The sequence below is a fragment of the Proteiniclasticum sediminis genome (genome assembly GCF_018128025.1).
GTDB classification, from domain to species: Bacteria; Bacillota; Clostridia; order Clostridiales; family Clostridiaceae; genus Proteiniclasticum; species Proteiniclasticum sediminis.
Genome location: NZ_JAGSCS010000005.1, coordinates 99,434 through 117,668, shown reverse-complemented (window position 1 = coordinate 117,668; position 18,235 = coordinate 99,434). Strand labels below are relative to the sequence as shown.

The following is an 18,235-nucleotide window of genomic DNA, read 5'->3' as shown; positions in this document are numbered from 1 at the left end:
TAACATATTTAATACAATTCGATTATACTCCTTAAAAAAATAAACCGGCCGAAGCCGGTTATGAATTGCTGAATCGAGAAATCACACACCATGGATGCTTTTCTGTCGGGCATCCCCCAGGAGAATTCCCATAAGAATCGTGATGGAGTAGAGAATCTTGGGGTGAAGCAGATAGCTGTCCACCCCATTGAGGGTCACCAGAACCACCAGGGCCACCAGGATGCCCACCGCCATGACCCGCATATAGGGCGTGGCTTTGATGGATCGGGTGTACCGCGCCACGGAGCGGATGACCAAGGCGCCGACCAAGAGGAGAAGAATGAGGCCTGGCACCCCCACTTCCAGGATGGCCTGGAGGAGGAGGTTATAGGGTTTATGGATAAGTTCTAGATTCGAAAGGGTTGCTTTCCCCTGAAGGGCCGATGCCACGAGGGAATCTGTGGTGCCTATCCCCTGGCCAAAGATTAGCCGATTCTTATTTTGGATGAGGATCTCTCCCCAGAATCTCCATCTTCCCAGCTGGGGATACAGCTCGAGAAAAGGCCTGTGCCGCTGGGAGAAAATGGGGATCAGGAGCAGAAAGAGTCCTGTCGGAATCAGAGCTACGACAAACTTCAGCGAATACAGCAGGGATAAGAGGGCCAGTCCGATGAAGACCCCCACAATGGCGATGCGGTTCCCCGTCATGAAGATGGAAATGAGGCACACCGTGATAAGGGCCAGATAAAACCGGGCATCATGGAGGGTGTCCTTGTAGATATAGAGGGTCAGGGCCGGGAAGAGCGGAATGAGGAGAAAGTACGCGAGTAGCGGACTGCTGGATAAGGTGGAGGACCGCGTCAGGGCATCAAAGGGAACCCCCTTCACCACCTCCGCCTGGAGCACCTGGCCCACATGGTAGAAGGCCACGAGAAAATTCGAGATGAAGAAAGCCCGGGTCAGGGGCACTGTATAATTCGGACGGTTCAGTTCGTATTTCAGGATCATGAACATGACCACCGCTGTAAGGATCTCAAAGACCATGGGGACCCCCACCTCCCGATTCTTCGAATAAAACAGGGAAATTCCCGTAAGAAGAATCAGAAAGAAAAAGGGCAGAGAAAAAGCCTGACGCATCTGCCGCCTTCCCCGGCGGATCCGGGACAGGGCATCCTTCTCCAAAATCAGGTACAGAAGAAAGATCATGCCCATGGCAAGACCGATATAGGGGGTTAGGGCATCCGGGACCAACGGATAGAGAAAAATCGCCAGTAGCATAAATTTATAGACATGATTCCGGGCCATGGGACTCTCCTCCTTTGTTGTCGATACTCTTATGATACCTTAATCTCGGGCACAAAAAAAGAGATCTTGCGATCTCTCTTTGTTTTCCCGGATTATTCCAGTGTGATGGCTCCTACAGGACAGCTATCCATAGCTTCCTGAGCAACATCTTCATCCCCTGCGGGTACAGCGTCCACAATGGGCTCTGCCTTTCCGTCATCGTTCATGTCGAACACGGAAGGAGCAACGCTTGGGCACACTCCGCATCCAATGCAAAGATCCTGATCTACTGCTGGCTTCATAAAAACACCCCTTTCTGTTTATAATCCTATTATAGTGAATCTCCCGTTATTTTCTGTGAACAAAGTGTGAACAATTTGGATAAATTACTAATATTTCAGGGAGATTTTCCCCGAAACACTAGACAGTTTAACCTTTACAGCCCCGGCTGTATTGTTTTGCGACAGGGATTTATCCCCCTGGATCACGCTTCCCTCATGCTCAGCCTTCAGCTTTCCGCTGACGCTGGTCAGTTCATAGGACAGGTTTCCCTGATTCTCCACCACAACCTCCATATCCCCGGATACGGTGTCGGCTTGGGAGTTCTCGAGAAGCGCACTGCTCTTGAGATTCACGGTGCCCGAGATGCTCTTCACATTGAAGTGTTCTCCAATGTTCGTGGCCGTGATATTTCCGGACACGGTTTCCCCGGTGACACTTTTGGCGCTGCTGTAGCTGATGACGGTGCCCGACACGGAGTTAAAGGCAATGTGCTCAAAAGTGCCTTCTTCAAGAATCATATCCCCGGACACATTGGCCAGGGTGATCTTCCCTCCATTCAGTCCGTTGACATTGATTTCATCGGAAACGTTGGAAAGCTCCACATCGCCGGCGTAGCTGGCCGGAACCCGAAGCAGGATATCCAGGTCAAAATCGGAACCAAGGCCGATGTTGATATTCTGAATCCCTTTAAACAGCGAGACTTCCAAGCCGTCCGCAGACTCCTGGATCTTCAGGTAGCTGTCTTTGTAACGTTCCGGGATCTTTCCGGTGATGCTCAGGTGAATGTCCGTCCCCTCCACCATCTCCACCCGGATCCGGCCATGGACGGTGCTCAGCTTGAGCTTAGACTTATCCCCCAGGGTAAAGGACTGATTTTCCTTCACCTCGACGGATTTCCCCAAGTCCACAGAAATGCCGCTGTCCCCGAAGAACCGGCGAAGATTCTCGCCCACTTGCCAGGGGGAGAGCCCCGAATCATAAATAATGTAAGCCCCGATGCCGATGGAAACTGATGCAATGATCAGGGTAGTGATGAGTACTTTTTTAAAACCGCTCATGGATACATTACCCTCCGTTCCCCCCTAGGGGAGTTATGAATAGCCCAGGATCCGCCGGATCCCCCGAATAATCGTCAAGAACAGCCATTTGATGAACTTCAGCACCACCGCCACGGTCAGGACGAAAAGGGCCAGTACGGCGATGCCAAAGAAGAAGAGTGCCATCTGGGGCACATGGAAAGCCGCCGAAGCGGGAAAATAGAGCATGAGGATGGGTGAAGCCAGAAGCACCAGCGCCACGACGAGGAGCACCAGGGTGAGCGAAACCAGGATGCCCAGTCCGGCTCCAATGATGCTGATGGCGGCAGGTCCCAGGAAAATGAGGAGAACCACCAGCAGGATGACTCTGGACAGGGGACTTCCGTTCTGATTGTGCTGATTGTATCCCATGGTCTCCCTCCTCCCGTTTTCTTAAGAATACCTGAGCTATATTAAAACCTTATTAAAGAACTTCACGATTTTCCCCGCCCGATTTCCTGCCTGATCCCTAACTCCCCATGGCGCTCTAAGATAAACACTTCCCGCATTCAAAATGCGCCATGCGGAGAATATCGAGGAAAACCCGCGTTTCCGCCCCCTGAAATCGTTGTAGAGTATTTGGGGGAATCATTCTATAATAAACCTATAGAGCATAGAAGGGAGCGATACCTGTGACACAGCCATCGGGACAGACCATCTTGTCAAATCTTCGGAAAGCCGTGACCCTTTCCCCCTTTTTAAAACGCGTGGGCCTGCCCAAAAAGGAGCTGGTCGCCTGGGCCACGGAGAAAAAGTTCCAGACCGCCCTCCTGAAGCTCGCCGTGGAGGGGAACTACCACGCCCAAAGCCTTTGGAACGTGGTTAAAGAAGCCTCTCTGGAGCTGTCCGGCGTCGCGGTGACGGAGCTTCCCGCCATTTACGACTTCCTGGTGTGCCAGGTGGATGAGGATGCCCGAGACCGAAGCTTCACCGAAGGAGAGCGGATCTTCATCGAGCTTTTCCTGGCCGCCTACGAGACCCTCCTTCACCAGGAGGAGCAGTCCTCAAGCTCGGCCTTCCATGTGACCCACAGCTTCCAGTTCCTCACGAAAAAAGAAATGGAAGCCCTGGAGGATGACGAATACCGCCGCTTCCAAAAAGCGTTTAAAGAGGACCACATCTACGCCCTCATGCGCCTGTCTCGGGATCTCTTCGGCTACAGCACCCTGGATCATGTGGCGGGCGTCCACCATGTGGGCATGTTCATCGCCCGACAGTTGGCGAGTCTCGGCATTCCCTTGGATCTGGGCCGGGTGTCCGGCGCCCTGGCAGGCCACGACATCGGAAAATATGGGGTAAAGCTCCACGAGATGCGCCGGGTGCCCTATCTCCACTACTACTATTCCGACATCTGGTTCAAAAAGCATGGCATTGACTATATCCGAAACATCGCCGTAAACCACAGCACCTGGGATCTGGAACTGGAAAATCTTTCCCTGGAAGCCCTGATCCTGATCTACTCGGATTTTCGCGTCAAAAGCAAGTCCCAGGATGGGGAGGACGTCATGTTCATCTACCCCCTGGAAGACTCCTTCCAGGTGATCCTGGATAAGCTCGATAATGTGGACGAGGCGAAGCGCCGCCGCTATGAGCGGGTTTATGCCAAGCTCAAGGATTTTGAAGACTACCTGGTCACCCTGGGGGTGGAAATCCAGGTGGGCAACAAGGAGTGGAACCGCAAGGTTCAGGAATCGAGAAAAACCCGAAAACCGCTGAAAAAGCCCGCCATCTGCTTCCGGGAGGAAGTGACGGCGCGGCTAAAATACCATGCTATTGATCACAACATCCGGGTAATGAACCTTCTGCGCAACGAATACTCCATGGATACCCTGCTGGAGGAAGCCCGCTCCCTCCGGGACTGGCGGGATCTTCGGGAATACATCCGGATCTTTGAGGAATACTCCACCTACCTCACCCAGGGGCAAAAGCTCCAAGTGATCCGGTTCCTGGAGGAATGTCTCATCCATCCCGAGGACGATATCCGCTATCACAGCGCGGAGATCCTGGGAAGGCTCCTGGGAACCTTCGACGAAGACTACCGCAAGGAACTGCCCTTGGAAGAAACAGCCCCCTCGTCTCACCGGTCCGGGCTGGAACTGCTGGATGAGATTCTTCACCATGTGCTCTATCCCGGCCATAAGGTCATCGACAGCCATAGGTTCCTTTTGGGCTACGCCCTGGGCACCATGATGCGCACTCTCTTCCAGACCCTTCCTCCGGGAAGGCAAAGCACCTATGCCCAGATTCTTCTCCCCCACTATGAGGAGGTCAACCTCAAAAAAACGGAAACCTGCGTCTTCCTCATGGAAGCCGTGAAATACATCCCTTTAGCCCAGGAAACCAAGGAGGCATTCTTTCGTACCCTCCTCACCGGCGGTCTGATCCTTCGGCTCAGCGCACTGGAGCAGATCACCCAGAGCATGCCCAAGACTACCCTCAGCGCAGAAATGGCCGAGGAACTCACCCGGCGCATCGAAAAAGCAGGCTCCCCCACGGACCTGACGGAGGTGTTTCTCCTCATGAAACTCTCCGGACAGCTGGAGCTGGAGGAGGAGCGAAAACGCCTGGAGAGGAATCTGGAAGGACGACAAAGCGAACTGGAAGCGGTCTTCCTCAATAACCTCAAGTCTGCCACCCATTGGATTGTGAAGCGCAACAACATCCGGCTCCTGGCCTACTATACCCTGGAAGGACACCAGGTCTCCCCCATCAACACCGCCCTGCATCTTTGCAATCTCCTGAAGGTATCCGCCATCGAGTCCGTCCGGCGCACCGCCGGCAACTCCCTCCTGACCCTCATGCGAAAACTCTCCGCTTATGAACGCAATGAAGTGGCCGTGGAGCTTCTCCGCGCCCTGGAAATCGAGGGACACCGATTCACGGAATATATTCCCAAGCCTTTGGGCAAAGTCATGCTCTATCTGAATCTCAAGGAGTTCGATGAAATCATCGACGATCTCCTCATTAAGGTGAAAACCGCGAATCCTTCGGTGAAAACCCTGGTCATCAAGACCCTGGGAACCACTCTGGAGTCCTTCATCCAGTTCGGTATGCGCAGCGTCACCCTTTCGGAGGAAGAAAAGGAAAAGCGTCTGGTGAGCATGATCAGCGTGCTCCTCTTTGGCATGGCGGACTTTGAATCCCTCACGGTGCGCGCCGCCTTCACCACCATCGGCAAGGTGATCTTTGCCTCGGAGATCCTCTCCCTGGAAAGCAAAAATCGGGTCTTCACAAAGATCTGCAAAAAACTGATCACCCTCCTCACCGATGAGCAGAAGAACCTGCTCTTCCTCTGCCAGAGCGTTGGACTCAACAACATCTACCGGTTCATGAATGACTACCTCCATGAGGAAGGGCCCTTCCCCTATCCGGAGAATCGGCAGTACGCCTTTTTCCCCGGGACCTTCGATCCCTTTACCCTCTCCCACCTGGCCATCGCCAAGCTCATTCGGGATGAGGGCTATGAGGTATACTTATCCATCGACGAGTTTTCCTGGTCCAAGAAGACCCTGCCCAACAGCGTCCGCAGGCGGATTCTGGAAATGAGCACCTCTGGGGAACTGGACCTCTATCTCTTCCCCGAGGATCTGCCCGTGAACATCGCCCACGAAGGAGATCTGCGCAAACTCAGCCGGATTTTTGAAGGGGCCGTCCATATGGTCTGCGGCAGCGATGTGGTGCAGAATGCTTCCAGCTACCAGGCCAAGGCCACGAAGAACTCCATCCACACCATGAAGCACCTGATCATCGACCGCACCCGAAAAAAGGGAACCCGGGAGGAAATCGCGGCAAAGTTACCCCAGGTGACCTTCCTGGATCTGCCCAAGAACCTCAAGGAGGTCAGCTCCACGAAAATCCGGACCAACATCGATGAAAACCGGGATATTTCCACCCTCATTGATCCCATGGCCCAAAACTATATTTACCTCAATGGCTTTTACCAGAAAGCCCCCGTGGAGAAGTCCCCCGTGAGCCTCACCTTCCTGGAAAAGAAGATTTACCGGGAACTGGAAGAGGAGCTCCACCAGGTGGTGGAGGAACTCTTCCCCACCCAGAAAGCCCAAGTAGCCCGGACTCTGCGGGATCTTTTCCAGAAACCCTCGGGACGGGTCCTGACTCTCCGGGATCTCAACACCGGCCGCTGGATCGGCATGAGCACCTTCCATTGGGCCCGCAGCGAAAACCTCATGACCGAGGTCAAGAACGCCGCCTTCGCGGATAAAATCCGCTCCCTGAACCTGGGCCGCATCATGGTCCTGGACGGACTCTTTGTCCAGCCCCCGGACCGGCTGCGAAACTACCACGAGATTCTCCTCACGGAGACCCTCTCCTTCGGAGTGTCCCGGGACTACGAATGCGCCCTCTATGCGCCGAAGAATAAAGTCATCCGGGATGACCGGTTCCTGCCGCTCCTATCCCGTTACAACTTCAAAACCCTGGATTACCCGGAAGCCCTCCACTATGTGGACATGAGCACCCCCATGGCCCTGAACCTCGACATGGAAAATATCCTGAAGGATCCTTTCCGCAGCAATCCCCGGGTAAAAGCCATCATCGCCGAAACCCGGGAAACGCTCATGGGCGCTTTAGGAAATCTCTACCCCGGCAAGCTCCTTCTCCCCTTCGAACCCCTCATGCTCCAACAGGGGCTCATCAGCCTCATCTGCGCGGAGAACGGCGTTCCCATGACCGAGACGAAACCCCGGCAGCTGGGTCCCTACATGTGCGTCCCCTACGGCGACGTTTTGGACCGATCTGTCGTGCCTAACACCGTGACGAAGGTGCTCCATACGGAAAAATATTTTGAACCCTCCATGACGGACTTTTCCATTCGGGAGGTTCCCTTCTACCTGTCCCTGGAGAATCAGGTGAAAACTCTCTCCTCCTTCAACCGTCCGGTGATCCTCGTGGATACCATCCTCCACAAGGGCTACCGCATGAATGCCTTAAGCCCCCTGTTTAAATCCCACGGCATCGAAGTACGCAAAATCATCGGTGGCATCGTCTCCGCCAAGGGCAAAGACCTCATGACCGGCAAGGATTATGCCGTGGAGAGCGTCTACTCCATCCCGCGGCTGAAGGTCTGGTTCAACGAGAAGGATCTCTACCCCTTCATGGGCGGGGACGCCCTCTGGCGGGGCGAGTATCCCAAGCGCAACCTCATCTCCTCCATCAACCTCATTTTGCCCTACACCATGCCCACCTTCATCCATGAATCCACCAATGAGCGAATCTTCACCCTGTCCCGGGTATCCATCGAAAATGCCATCCGGATCTTCCAGGTCATTGAAGAGGAATTCCACAAGGTCTATGAACGGAAACTCACTCTCCTCTCCCTGGGGCAGGTCTTCACGGTCCCCCGGATCCCGGACAAAGGGCAGGATGTGAGCTACAACCTCTTCAAGGCGCCGTCCTCCTACTTGGAATCGGATCTGGTGGAACTCTTGCGCATGGAAAAGCTCATCGACTAATCTGAAAAAGGACGTGACGTAGTGAACAGTCTCTTTACCCAAAGCGAGATCCTGGCTTATCTTGAGAAACGGCGACAGGAAGGCCAGGATTTCCCGGACTTTCTCCCCACCCTTCCCCAGCCCCTGGCGGAGGAAGTTCGCCATCATCTTCGAAATTCCACCCCCCGTTGGGCGGAAATGGAGCATCTCCTCCAAACCGGAACTCGTCTTCTTTGTCCTCTCCAAAATCCCGATTTCCCCGGTTATCTGGAAGGGACGACATTAAGCGATCTTCTGGAGATTTCCGGTCCGGATCTTCTCCTCACCGAGTCAGCCCCCTTGGGCTTCACCGTGGGGCTTCTCCCTCCGGGAGAAACCGCTCCTTTTCCCGTAAACCCGCCCTTTACCCTGGGGCTTCTGGGCCTGGGGGATGTGGGAGGAACCCTTCTCCAGGGACTTCGTCTCCTGGGCAGGGACACGGTGAAGGCCATCCGTATCTTTGATCTGGATGAGAAAAAAAGACGGCGCTACTACCTGGAGATCAACGAGATCAGCGACGGCACGGAGCTGCCCCCCATCGAAGACAGCGATCTTTCCGGCCTTTTCTCCACGGATGTTCTCATCTTCACCGTATCGGCCTATATCCCGCCTCTGGACACCGCCCTCACCGATGTTCGCCTGGTGCAGCTGGAGAAGAACCGGGAAATTCTTCTCTCCTATGCCCGCATGGCGGAGGAAGCCGGATTCACCGGTCACTACTACATCGTGTCGGACCCCGTGGATCTCCTCTGCATGAGCCTCATGAAGGACGGCGGGATTCCTTCCCACCGTATCCGAGGCTTTGGCCTCGGGGTCATGGAAGCCCGGGCCCGGTTCATCGCCAAGGAGCTAAACCTCTTCCAGGCGGATCTTCGTACCTACGGCCCCCATGGGAAAGGGCTCATCGTGGTGAACTCCCTGACGGCCTATGACGAGGAAACCTCCAGCCTCCTTACCCACCGGACGGAACGGGAAAATTTCCGGGTCCGGGAAACGGGCTTCAAGCCCTACATCGCCCCAGCCCTCTCCTCCGGTGCCATCTCCATCCTGAAGGCTTTATCCGGTCAGGAACACCTGTCCACCTGGTACAACGGCCGGGTCTTCATGGGGGCAAGAAGCACCTGGCGTGATGGCTTCACCCGCCCGGAAAAAGTCGCTCTCCCTGCACTTCGGAAGCCATTGGAGGAGACCGAAGCGCTTCTCCAATGGCTATCCTCCCCTGACTAAGCTCCATCTTAAAAAAGATTAAGGCCAGGTTTCTCCATGCACGAGAAACCTGGCCTCTGATTTGTTTTGGGATAAATCTCGGTTATGCGGTCTTCTTCTTCTTCTTCTTCAGGAGAAGCACAGCGCCTGCCATGGTGGCCAGGCCCATACCCATGTAGTAGAAGTCGCCGGCAGAACCGGTGGAAGGCAGGGTGGGGGTAACCGGTGCGGTGCCGATGTGCAGATGCTCGGCGAAGGTGAACTCGATGGTGCCTTCTTCGGCGATGTACTCTGCAATGAGATCGCGAACCGGCATGTAGGTGTCCACCACATTGGTGGCCTTGGTAAAGTCATAGCTGTCTCCGCCGGTGAGGAGGAAGTCCAGGGTGGAGACGGTGTAGATGCCATCGTCCTTCACCAGGGTTCCATCCAGAAGACGGATGGTGCTGATGCGCTCGCCTGCAGGTGCCTTGTCGTCATACCAGACTTCAATGCCGTAGAACTGTCCGGGACGGAAGTTTTCCGGCATGAGGCCGTGCTCCAGAAGCTTCTTGAGCTCGGCTCCGGTGACCTTCAGGGTAACCAGGGTGTTGTCAAAGGGCAGCAGCTCATACATGAGTCCCATGGTGATGGGGCCGGCTTCAAAGCCTCGTCGGATTCCGCCGCCGTTGATGATGGCGATCTGGGTTCCGCCGATTTCGGCCAGGGCCTTGGCCACAAACTGGCCCATGGGGGTCAGCTGCTGAGTATCGGTGTCATGGGGAAGATCGGTTTTCAGTTCGCCCAGCACTTCTTCCAGAATCGGAGCCAGTTCCTTGTAGTAGCTGTCCACAATGGCCTTGACTTCGGGATCCATGGTAAGGGTGGGAATGAGGCTGGTCATGTTGATGGAGTCTCCGGAAACGCCCGTGAGGGTCACATCGGGTCCGGCAATGGTGAACTCCAGAGAAATCTTGGACAGGCCACGGCCGTTATAGGATCCCTGAACCACAGGAATACCGTTGACCACGCCATCCACGGTCTGATGGGTATGTCCGGTGAAGATGGCATCAATGCCCGTCACCTTCTTGGCGAAATCAGCGGCTTCGCCGGTGACTTCCTTGGTGGTGGTGTTCTGGAAAGCACCCAGATGGGTCAGGGCGACAACAGCGTCCACGCCCATGTCCTTGCGCAGAACTTCTGCCCAATGGTTAGCTGCAGCCACAGGATCCGTGAAGGTGAAGCCCACCACGTTCTGTGCGGCAACCTTGTATGCTGTTTCAGGGGTAGCGATACCGATGAAACCGACCTTCACAGGCTTTCCGCCCACCACGAGGTCCTGAATCAGGTATGGTACGACATTCTCATCCCAGCCGGCAGGTTTGTTCTCGGCCTTGACTTCGATGTTGGAGGCCAGATACTTGTATCCGCCGTTTGATGCCCACAGGGGGATCAGCTTGCTGCCCCAGTCAAACTCATGGTTGCCCAGAGCGGAGGCCAGAATGCCCATTTCCTTCAGGATGTCATTGACCACTTCACCATAGGTGAGGTTGGAAATGGCGGTACCCTGGAAATGGTCGCCGGAGGACAGGAAGAACGTATTGGGATTCAAGAGACGCTGAGCTTCCAGATAAGCCTGAATGCGCGCCAGTCCGGGGTTCTTGCTGCTGCCCGAGCTATCCACGTTGCCATGGAAGTCGTTGATGGAGTAGTAGTCCACCACGGACACCACTTCATCATAATCCTTGTGCATTACGTCCTCATAGGGAACATCCAGCACACCCTTGGATTCAATATAGCTGGCGATCATATCGCGGACAGGGATCACCGTGTCCACCACATCAGTGGCCTTGCTGTAGTCATACTTGTCGCCGCCGGTGAGGAGGAAGTCCAGGGTCGCCACGGAGTAAACCTCTGTGTCGCTGATGGGGGTTCCGTCCGCCAGGGTGATCTTCGTGATGCGGCTTCCTGCCGCAGCTTCAGGATTGTACCAAACTTCCAGCCCATAGAACTGTCCGGGACGGAAGGTGGCAGGCATAATTCCATGCTCCACAATCTTCTTCAGTTCTGCTCCGGTGAGCTTCAAGGTAACCAGAGTGTTGTCGAAGGGAAGCAGAGTATACATATGGCCCATGGTGACGTTGCCGGCGGTGAGTCCGCCGCGGATTCCGCCGCCATTGATGATGCCGATCTGGGTTTTGCCCATCTCTGCCATGACCTTGGCCACAAACTGGCCCATGGGGGTCAGCTGCATGGTATCCGTGTCATGGGGGAGGTCATTGTTCAGCACGCCCAGCTGCTTTTCCAGAATGGGCTGCAAAATCGTGTAGTAGTCGGCAATGATCTGCTTCACGGCTGGATCTTCCGGCAGTGTAGGAATCAGGCTACGGATATTGATGGACTCGCCGTCCACCGAAGCCAGAGTTTTCACCGGAACACCGTCCGTTTCCACGGTGGTGAAGTTCAAACGGATCTTGGACAGGCTTCTGCCGTTATACTGGCCCTGGACCACAGGGATTCCATTGACGACACCGTCCACGATCTGGTGGGTGTGGCCGGAGAAAATGGCATCCACATCCACGCCATTGGCATAATTGACGATTTCGCCGGTGATGACCTTTGTGGTGGCATCCTGGAATGCGCCCAGATGGGTCAGAGCGATGACGGCATCAACCTTCTCCACATCGCGGAGCTCTGCGGTATACTTCAGCGTGGCTGCCACAGGATCGGTGAAGGTGAAGCCCACAACATTAGCCGCTGCGGTTTTGTAGGCAGTTTCGGGAGTAGCAATGCCGATGAAGCCGATCTTGTAGTCTACGCCATCCACCGTCACCGTATGGATGTAGTAGGGCTTCACATAGGTATCCCATTCGGCAGGCTTGTAGGCGGGATCCACCTCGATGTTGGAGGCGATGAACTCGAATCCGCCTTCTTTCGCCCATTGGGGAATCCGTTCAGCACCCCAGTCGAACTCATGATTACCGATGGCGGAAGTCAAGAGATTCATGTGCTCCAGAATGTCGTTGACCACGTCGCCGTAGGTGAGGTTCGACACCGCGGAGCCCTGATACTGGTCACCCACGGAGAGGAAATAGGAGTTGGGGTTTTCGGCGATTCTCGCCTTCAGATAGGTCTCAATCCGCGCGATGCCCGGATTGCTGGAACTGGCGGTCTGATCCACGGTACCGTGGAAGTCATTGATGGCGTAGTAGTCGATGGTTGCGCTTTTGTTGTTAACCGCAGCCTTGACCAGTTGGGCAGGCAGGAGCGAAAAGGAGAATGCCAAAGCAAGAATTAGGGAGAGCAGCTTTAGCCGACTTCTGTTCTTCAAAACAACACCTCCGAATTATTAAATATTCCGCCAATTTTCATGGCTATCTTCATTATATCCGAAATAAAGTTCACTGAACCGCCATGTTTTCGACTTCATCAAGGTTTTACGTTTCCGTAACAATTGGGGCTGATTATCGTTTACATATTAATATTTATATCTCTTCTTTCTTCCAAAACAATTGGATTTCAATGTCTTTGAAATCTGTGGTAAAATAGAAAGTGAACCTAGCATGTTCACAAAATGTAAACATTTACAAGGAAAGTGATAAAATGACCCTCGATCTGCACTGCCATACCACCCATTCAGACGGACGGCTCACTCCAGAGGCACTCCATGCCCTGGCGGTGAAGAAAAAATTATCTCTGCTGGCCCTGACAGACCATGATACCGTGGCGGGCCATGAAGCCCTGAAACCCCTTCTGGAATCTTCCGGCATCACCTTCATCCCCGGCATTGAGCTCACCACGGCAGAAAACGGCGAGAGCATCCATATTCTCGGCTATTTTCCCGATGACCGCTACCAGGATCCGGAATTTCTGGCCACCCTGGAGCATCTATTCACGTCCCGGAACACCCGCATGGAAAAGATGATCCATCTGCTCAAAGAGCATTTCGATCTGGAGATTGATTATGCGGCCCTCCGGGCAAAAAGCGCAGGGGTCCTTACCCGGGCGAACCTGGCCCAGGCGGTCCATGCAAAGGTCCCCCACCTGACCTACAATGAAGCGTTTATGAAGTATCTGGACAAGTCTAGTCCGGCCTATGTGCCCAACGTCCGCCTCTCGGTGAAGGAAGGTCTCGATCTTCTCCATCAGTACGGCGCTGTGGCTATTCTGGCCCATCCGGTGATCTACAAGAAGAACTCCCTGGAGAGTCTCCTCACCCATCCCTTTGACGGGGTGGAGTGTTATTACCCGTTAAATGACGAGGCCATGACCTTGACCTCCCTGAAGGCGGCCCGGGAACGAAATCTTCTCATCACCGCCGGATCCGACTATCACGGCATTCCCCAGGATGTTAAGCACGGGGAGCTGGCCTCTACGACCTTTTCTCCGGAAGACCTCCAGCCCTTCCTCCAGCGATTTACCCCATGAAAATACACCTGATCAAAACCCTAGGGAATTGGTCAGGTGTATTTTTTGCTTAGCTTACTTGGTCAGAAGCGATGCCGCTTCTTTGTCCAGCACCACGGTGACATCAGCATGAAGCTTCAGCAGCGTAGCCGGTACATGGGTGGAGATAAAATCATCTTCCAGGGCCTTCACCGCTTCCGCTTTGCTCTCGCCGGAAGCAATGAGGATAATCTTTTTCGCGGAAAGAATTGCCCCGATGCCCATGGTGACGGCCTTGGTGGGCACATCATCCCGGGATTCAAAGAATCGGGCGTTGGCTTCGATGGTTTCCGGCTTCAGCTCCGCCACATGGGTCTTCAGGTGAAGCTCATGCTCAGGCTCGTTGAATCCGATATGGCCGTTGGCGCCGATGCCCAGAACCTGGACATCAATCCCCCCGAGATTCTCGATGAGCTCATCGTAGGCTTTTGCCAGAGCAGCGAGATCCTGTCCCACACCTTGGGGCACATGGGTGTTGGCCTTGTTGATATTCACGTGGTTGAAGAGATGGGTGTCCATAAAGTACCGGTAACTCTGATCATGGTCTCCGGTTAGTCCCACATACTCATCGAGATTGATGCTTTTCACCTGGGAAAAGTCGATTTCCCCGGCTTCGTACCGACGAATGATCTCCTTGTACATCCCTTCCGGACTGGAGCCTGTGGCTAAGCCAAGCACGGCATCCCGCTTCGTCCGGATGACCTCCGCCAGAAGTTCCGCACTGTATGCGCTGGCTTCCTCATAGGTTTCAAAGATCTTGAATTTCATCACTCTACCTCTTTTCATCTGTATTCCTCTCCATTCTAACACGAATCTGACAACATGTTAACAAGAGAGGGACGAGGTTTTTAGAGTATGGCGTATGCTTTCACCACCAGGGCCGTTAAAGGATGAGTTTTTTCCAAGCCGGAGAATTTTTCCAGGGCAGCTTCTACCCCTTCTGCTGCAATGAAATCTGTCAGGGTGACACTCTCCGGATCCTCCCCATGGCGGGTTTTCATGGCGGCGGCCATGGCCTTGGCCAGGGCTACAGGATCTTTTCCCCGCTCCAGTACCCCCAAAGCCGGAGTCACAAATCGGTCGCTGCGGGAGATTTTTCGCAAGGGGGATCGGCCCACACGGCTCAGGTCATCGGAAATCTCCGGATTCTTGAATCGCCGGATAATCGTATCCACATAGGTCTGATGCTCTTTCGGATCAAACCCGTAGGCTGTGGTGATGTAGAAGGCCGTTTCTTTCAGCACTTCCCGAACCTCGGCCTCGATGGCGGGATCGGAGATGGCTTCCAGGACCGTCTGGTATCCCCGGAGCATGCCAAAATAAGCTGTGGCGGCATGGCCGGTGTTCACGGTGAACAGCTTTCGCTCGATGTAGGGCTTCAGCTCCTCCACATAGTGGACGCCCTTCAGCGGCGGGAAATTTCCCTTGACCTTGCCGGACTCCACCACCCATTCAAAGAAGGGTTCCACTTTCACATCCAGGGGATTCGCATTGTTTTGCAGCGGCACGATGCGGTCCACGGCCGAATCGGGAAAGCCCATGTGTTCTTCCGCCCAGGTCTGCTCATCAGGCGTCAGGCTTTCAAAAAGAGCCTTTTTCAGAATCGTCGAGGCACCCACGGCATTTTCGCAGGCGATGACGGAAAATGGGGTTTCCTCTCCTTTTTCCATTCGTCGACGAATTCCCGGAACCAGGTTCTTGGCGATGAGGGGAACAATATTGGGACCCACCGCCGTGGTGATGAGATCCGCCTCTGCCACGGCATCGGCCAAAAGGTCCCCTTCAGTCTGACTGTTCAGGGCATGAACCCCGGAGACATGGATCTTTTCTCCAGAGGGGTCCGCCAGGATCACATCATACTCCCCTTTTTTCTTCAGCTCGTCGATGAGTACGGCACTGACATCCGCAAAGGTCACGTCAAAGCCGTTTTCTTTCAGGATGAGGCCGATGAATCCCCGGCCGATATTCCCGGCACCAAAATGGATTGCTTTCATCTTACAGCCCTCCCAAGAGGTCCATGATCTCTTCTTTGGTGGAGGCACGGACGATCTTCTCCACATTCTCCATGTCGGAGCACAGAATGGCGATGTTGGAGAGAATCTCCAGGTGCGTGTTGTCCTTTCCGGCAATGCCGAAGATCACGCGGGCCTTTTCCCCGTTGAAATCCACGCCCTCCGGCACCTGAATCACCGAAATTCCCGACGCCTTCACATCTTCCTTGGCTTCATTGGTGCCATGGGGAATGGCAATGTCATTGCCGATGTACGTGGTGGACAGTTCCTCCCGCTTCAGCATTTCCGCAATATAGTGCTCGTCCACATAACCGCCTTTCACCAGCAGTTCTCCAGCCATGGTGATGGCCTGGGTTTTATCCTTCAGGGTCTGATTGAGGAGAATATTCTCCAAACGCAAGATGTCGCTCATCTTTGTTACCTCCACTTCTTCATCATAATTTCGAGATACTTTGTCTTTAGATGGTCCAGGAGCAGGGTTCGGATTTGCCCTTCTCCTGCGGTTTCATAAATTTGGGTGTTGGCCCGTTCCAGTAAAGCGATGCTGATGGTGCTGACCAGCTCCAGCTCCGCCTCCCCCAGCTGCTGCGGGGTGAGCAGAAGCAGCAGCGTCTGCACAGCCTGAGTTTTCCCATCCATCCCCAGCATCACTAAGGGCTGGGGGTTTCGGTATACCCGAAACAGCGGCTGGTCCACGGTTTCATGACGGCCATGGATCAGGGCCAGCCTCGTTCCGGGAAGGGCCGACCCAGTGGTTCGGGCTTTCTGCAGCAGCATGGCCTTGGCCGCTTCCCCCCCATGGGGTAGCGAAAGATCGGCAAACATCTGGTCCAGGGCTTCGGGTAAGCTGGATGCCTGCAGTTCCCGAAGGGCAAAATGCTCCAGGAGGGACCGGATCATCCCCGTGGCGGCTTCCGTGGCTGCCAGGGCAGGCTCGGGATCAAACCCCTCACTGGTTTTGTGCTCCTCCCGGGAAGGCTTGGCCTTTCTTCGGGAAAAGGTCAGCAGTTTGTCGTTGATGACCCGCTCCAGTTTCCGGGCATCCTCCTCGGACAGCATGGGACTCACCAGAATGTACTCGAACTGGGCATCCCGGATCCCCACCGTGGAAATGATCAGATCAAAATCCGTCGTGTCCATCTTCTTGAGATCGATGATGGAACCCTGTTCGATAATGGTGAGCTGGGGAAACTTGCCCAGGAGTTTCTTCGTCAGCATCCGGGAAGTGGCAATGCCGCTGGTGCAGACCACCAGGGTGGACACCTTGGGAGCTTCCTTCAGTTCCTTCACCGCTGAGGCAAAATGGAGGGTGAGAAACCCGATCTCATCATCGCTGATCTCCTGTCCGGGGAACTTGTCCTTGAGAATCTTCTCCAGGGTGCCAAAGAGCACCGCATAATCCTCCTGGATCTCCTTCTTGATGGGGTTCAGCACGGTGATTCCATCGCGGATCCGGTTGAGAAGGGGCTCCAGATGAGCCATGAGCGCTTCCATGAAGCGCCGGTCCCGGTCAAAGTAGTACCCCGTGGCCTCGGTGACGGCATCGATGAGGGAGGTGGCCAAGGCTGTCAGCCCGTAGTTCTCATCGATCTCCAGACTTCGGGTGCGCTTCGCGCTGCTGAGGATGGACGCGATGAAACGAATCTCCGCTGTCGGCAGGGTGATCTCCAATTGGGATTGAAGGCTTTCCCCCACGGCTTCAGCCACCCGGTCTTCCTCGCTGAGCTCTGTCTTGGGGGAATCCTCCACCAGGAAGCCCTGGCGGGTTCGGATCACCGACAGATTGAGATGAAGCAAAAGTTCCAGCAGCGCCAGGTCCGTGAGCCGATAGTCCAGCTGTTCCAGTTCGGCAAAGAGGGCTTTTTCGATGACTTCGAGCCGTCCCTGATCAAGAAGGGAAAAAATCCGGTCCTCCTGGTCAAAGGAAAGGAACCGGCCTTCCTGCAAAGAGAAAACCGGAAACTGTTCCATTCGCTGGAGGACGAGATTCACAAACCCCATGCGCTTATCCTTCTCGCTGCCCACAAGGAAGGTCCCGTAACCGGGTTTTCGGGTCAGCGTCAGGTTACAGTAGCGGATCTCTTCGGAAAATACCTCCAGGTCCTGCTGCAGGGTCTTCCCGGAAATCCCCAGGAGGGCCGTCAGGGTGGAGGACTTCACCGGTTCATCATTCTTCAGAAGTTCAGTGTAGAGAAGAAGCATCCGTTCATTGCGTTCCAGTTCAAAATCATTGTAGCTTTTCAGGGCTTCCTTGAGAAGATCCACCTGCACTTCGGGGCCGCCAATGCGGATGCCCTCATTGGGCTTCTTGTCCAGATAGAGTCCGCTGGCCTTCAGGGTTTCTTCCAGAAACTTGATTTCCCGCTGCACCGTCCGAAGGGATACCTCCAGGCGCTGAGCCATGTCCCCCAAGGATACAAAGAGGTGCCGTGACTCCAGGAGAATACTCAACATGAGCCTTTCTCGAGCTGTTATATACAAT

The 18,235-nt window shown here is 54.6% G+C and carries 12 protein-coding genes; 3 read left to right on the top strand and 9 right to left on the bottom strand.

Going from position 1 to position 18,235, the window contains the following annotated elements; translation table 11 throughout:
• Positions 1-81: 81 nt before the first annotated feature.
• The 4 genes from KCG48_RS05785 to KCG48_RS05770 all read right to left on the bottom strand — a co-directional run bounded on the left by KCG48_RS05785 (position 82) and on the right by KCG48_RS05770 (position 2,993).
• Complete coding sequence (locus tag KCG48_RS05785) at positions 82-1,284, bottom strand: hypothetical protein (RefSeq protein ID WP_211800508.1); 1,203 nt, start codon at positions 1,282-1,284, stop codon at positions 82-84.
• Between the two features lie 92 nt (positions 1,285-1,376).
• The gene (locus KCG48_RS05780; protein WP_211800507.1) at positions 1,377-1,565 is read right to left on the bottom strand and encodes a ferredoxin; all 189 of its coding nucleotides are present in this window, start codon (positions 1,563-1,565) and stop codon (positions 1,377-1,379) included.
• Positions 1,566-1,652: 87 nt separating this feature from the next.
• Positions 1,653-2,603: a DUF4097 family beta strand repeat-containing protein gene (locus KCG48_RS05775; RefSeq protein WP_211800506.1), complete on the bottom strand. Its 951-nt coding sequence runs from the start codon at positions 2,601-2,603 to the stop codon at positions 1,653-1,655.
• 33 nt (positions 2,604-2,636) lie between these two features.
• A complete protein-coding gene (locus KCG48_RS05770) occupies positions 2,637-2,993 on the bottom strand; it encodes a hypothetical protein (RefSeq protein WP_211800505.1) in 357 nt (118 codons plus the stop codon).
• Positions 2,994-3,253: 260 nt separating this feature from the next.
• Here KCG48_RS05770 and KCG48_RS14990 point away from each other — a divergent pair, with 260 nt between their 5' ends.
• Positions 3,254-8,092, top strand: a complete 4,839-nt coding sequence (locus KCG48_RS14990; protein ID WP_211800504.1) for a nucleotidyl transferase family protein — start codon at positions 3,254-3,256, stop codon at positions 8,090-8,092.
• A gap of 21 nt (positions 8,093-8,113) precedes the next feature.
• Entirely contained in the window at positions 8,114-9,337 is a 1,224-nt protein-coding gene (locus tag KCG48_RS05760) for a hypothetical protein (protein WP_211800503.1), read from the top strand.
• 82 nt (positions 9,338-9,419) lie between these two features.
• Here KCG48_RS05760 and KCG48_RS05755 read toward each other — a convergent pair whose 3' ends face one another.
• Positions 9,420-12,626: a 5'-nucleotidase C-terminal domain-containing protein gene (locus KCG48_RS05755; RefSeq protein ID WP_211800501.1), complete on the bottom strand. Its 3,207-nt coding sequence runs from the start codon at positions 12,624-12,626 to the stop codon at positions 9,420-9,422.
• A 272-nt stretch (positions 12,627-12,898) separates the two neighbouring features.
• On the opposite strand from KCG48_RS05755, the gene KCG48_RS05750 reads away from it, so the two are divergent.
• Positions 12,899-13,723, top strand: a complete 825-nt coding sequence (locus KCG48_RS05750; RefSeq protein WP_211800499.1) for a PHP domain-containing protein — start codon at positions 12,899-12,901, stop codon at positions 13,721-13,723.
• A 54-nt stretch (positions 13,724-13,777) separates the two neighbouring features.
• Here KCG48_RS05750 and nagB read toward each other — a convergent pair whose 3' ends face one another.
• The 4 genes from nagB to KCG48_RS05730 all read right to left on the bottom strand — a co-directional run bounded on the left by nagB (position 13,778) and on the right by KCG48_RS05730 (position 18,234).
• On the bottom strand, positions 13,778-14,509 hold the full coding sequence (nagB, locus tag KCG48_RS05745; RefSeq protein ID WP_211800497.1) for a glucosamine-6-phosphate deaminase: 732 nt from the start codon (positions 14,507-14,509) through the stop codon (positions 13,778-13,780).
• Between the two features lie 80 nt (positions 14,510-14,589).
• The gene (locus KCG48_RS05740; RefSeq protein WP_211800495.1) at positions 14,590-15,735 is read right to left on the bottom strand and encodes a mannitol-1-phosphate 5-dehydrogenase; all 1,146 of its coding nucleotides are present in this window, start codon (positions 15,733-15,735) and stop codon (positions 14,590-14,592) included.
• 1 nt (position 15,736) lies between these two features.
• The gene (locus tag KCG48_RS05735; RefSeq protein WP_211800493.1) at positions 15,737-16,165 is read right to left on the bottom strand and encodes a PTS sugar transporter subunit IIA; all 429 of its coding nucleotides are present in this window, start codon (positions 16,163-16,165) and stop codon (positions 15,737-15,739) included.
• Positions 16,166-16,170: 5 nt separating this feature from the next.
• The gene (locus KCG48_RS05730; RefSeq protein ID WP_211800492.1) at positions 16,171-18,234 is read right to left on the bottom strand and encodes a BglG family transcription antiterminator; all 2,064 of its coding nucleotides are present in this window, start codon (positions 18,232-18,234) and stop codon (positions 16,171-16,173) included.
• Position 18,235: the final 1 nt, after the last annotated feature.

What these genes read in the sequence shown, in the direction of transcription:
- KCG48_RS05785 (WP_211800508.1), bottom strand. Translation starts at nt 1,284, where the DNA reads ATGGCCCGGAATCATGTCTATAAATTTATGCTACTGGCGATTTTTCTC.
- KCG48_RS05780 (WP_211800507.1), bottom strand. Translation starts at nt 1,565, where the DNA reads ATGAAGCCAGCAGTAGATCAGGATCTTTGCATTGGATGCGGAGTGTGC.
- KCG48_RS05775 (WP_211800506.1), bottom strand. Translation starts at nt 2,603, where the DNA reads ATGAGCGGTTTTAAAAAAGTACTCATCACTACCCTGATCATTGCATCA.
- KCG48_RS05770 (WP_211800505.1), bottom strand. Translation starts at nt 2,993, where the DNA reads ATGGGATACAATCAGCACAATCAGAACGGAAGTCCCCTGTCCAGAGTC.
- KCG48_RS05750 (WP_211800499.1), top strand. Translation starts at nt 12,899, where the DNA reads ATGACCCTCGATCTGCACTGCCATACCACCCATTCAGACGGACGGCTC.
- nagB (WP_211800497.1), bottom strand. Translation starts at nt 14,509, where the DNA reads ATGAAATTCAAGATCTTTGAAACCTATGAGGAAGCCAGCGCATACAGT.
- KCG48_RS05740 (WP_211800495.1), bottom strand. Translation starts at nt 15,735, where the DNA reads ATGAAAGCAATCCATTTTGGTGCCGGGAATATCGGCCGGGGATTCATC.
- KCG48_RS05735 (WP_211800493.1), bottom strand. Translation starts at nt 16,165, where the DNA reads ATGAGCGACATCTTGCGTTTGGAGAATATTCTCCTCAATCAGACCCTG.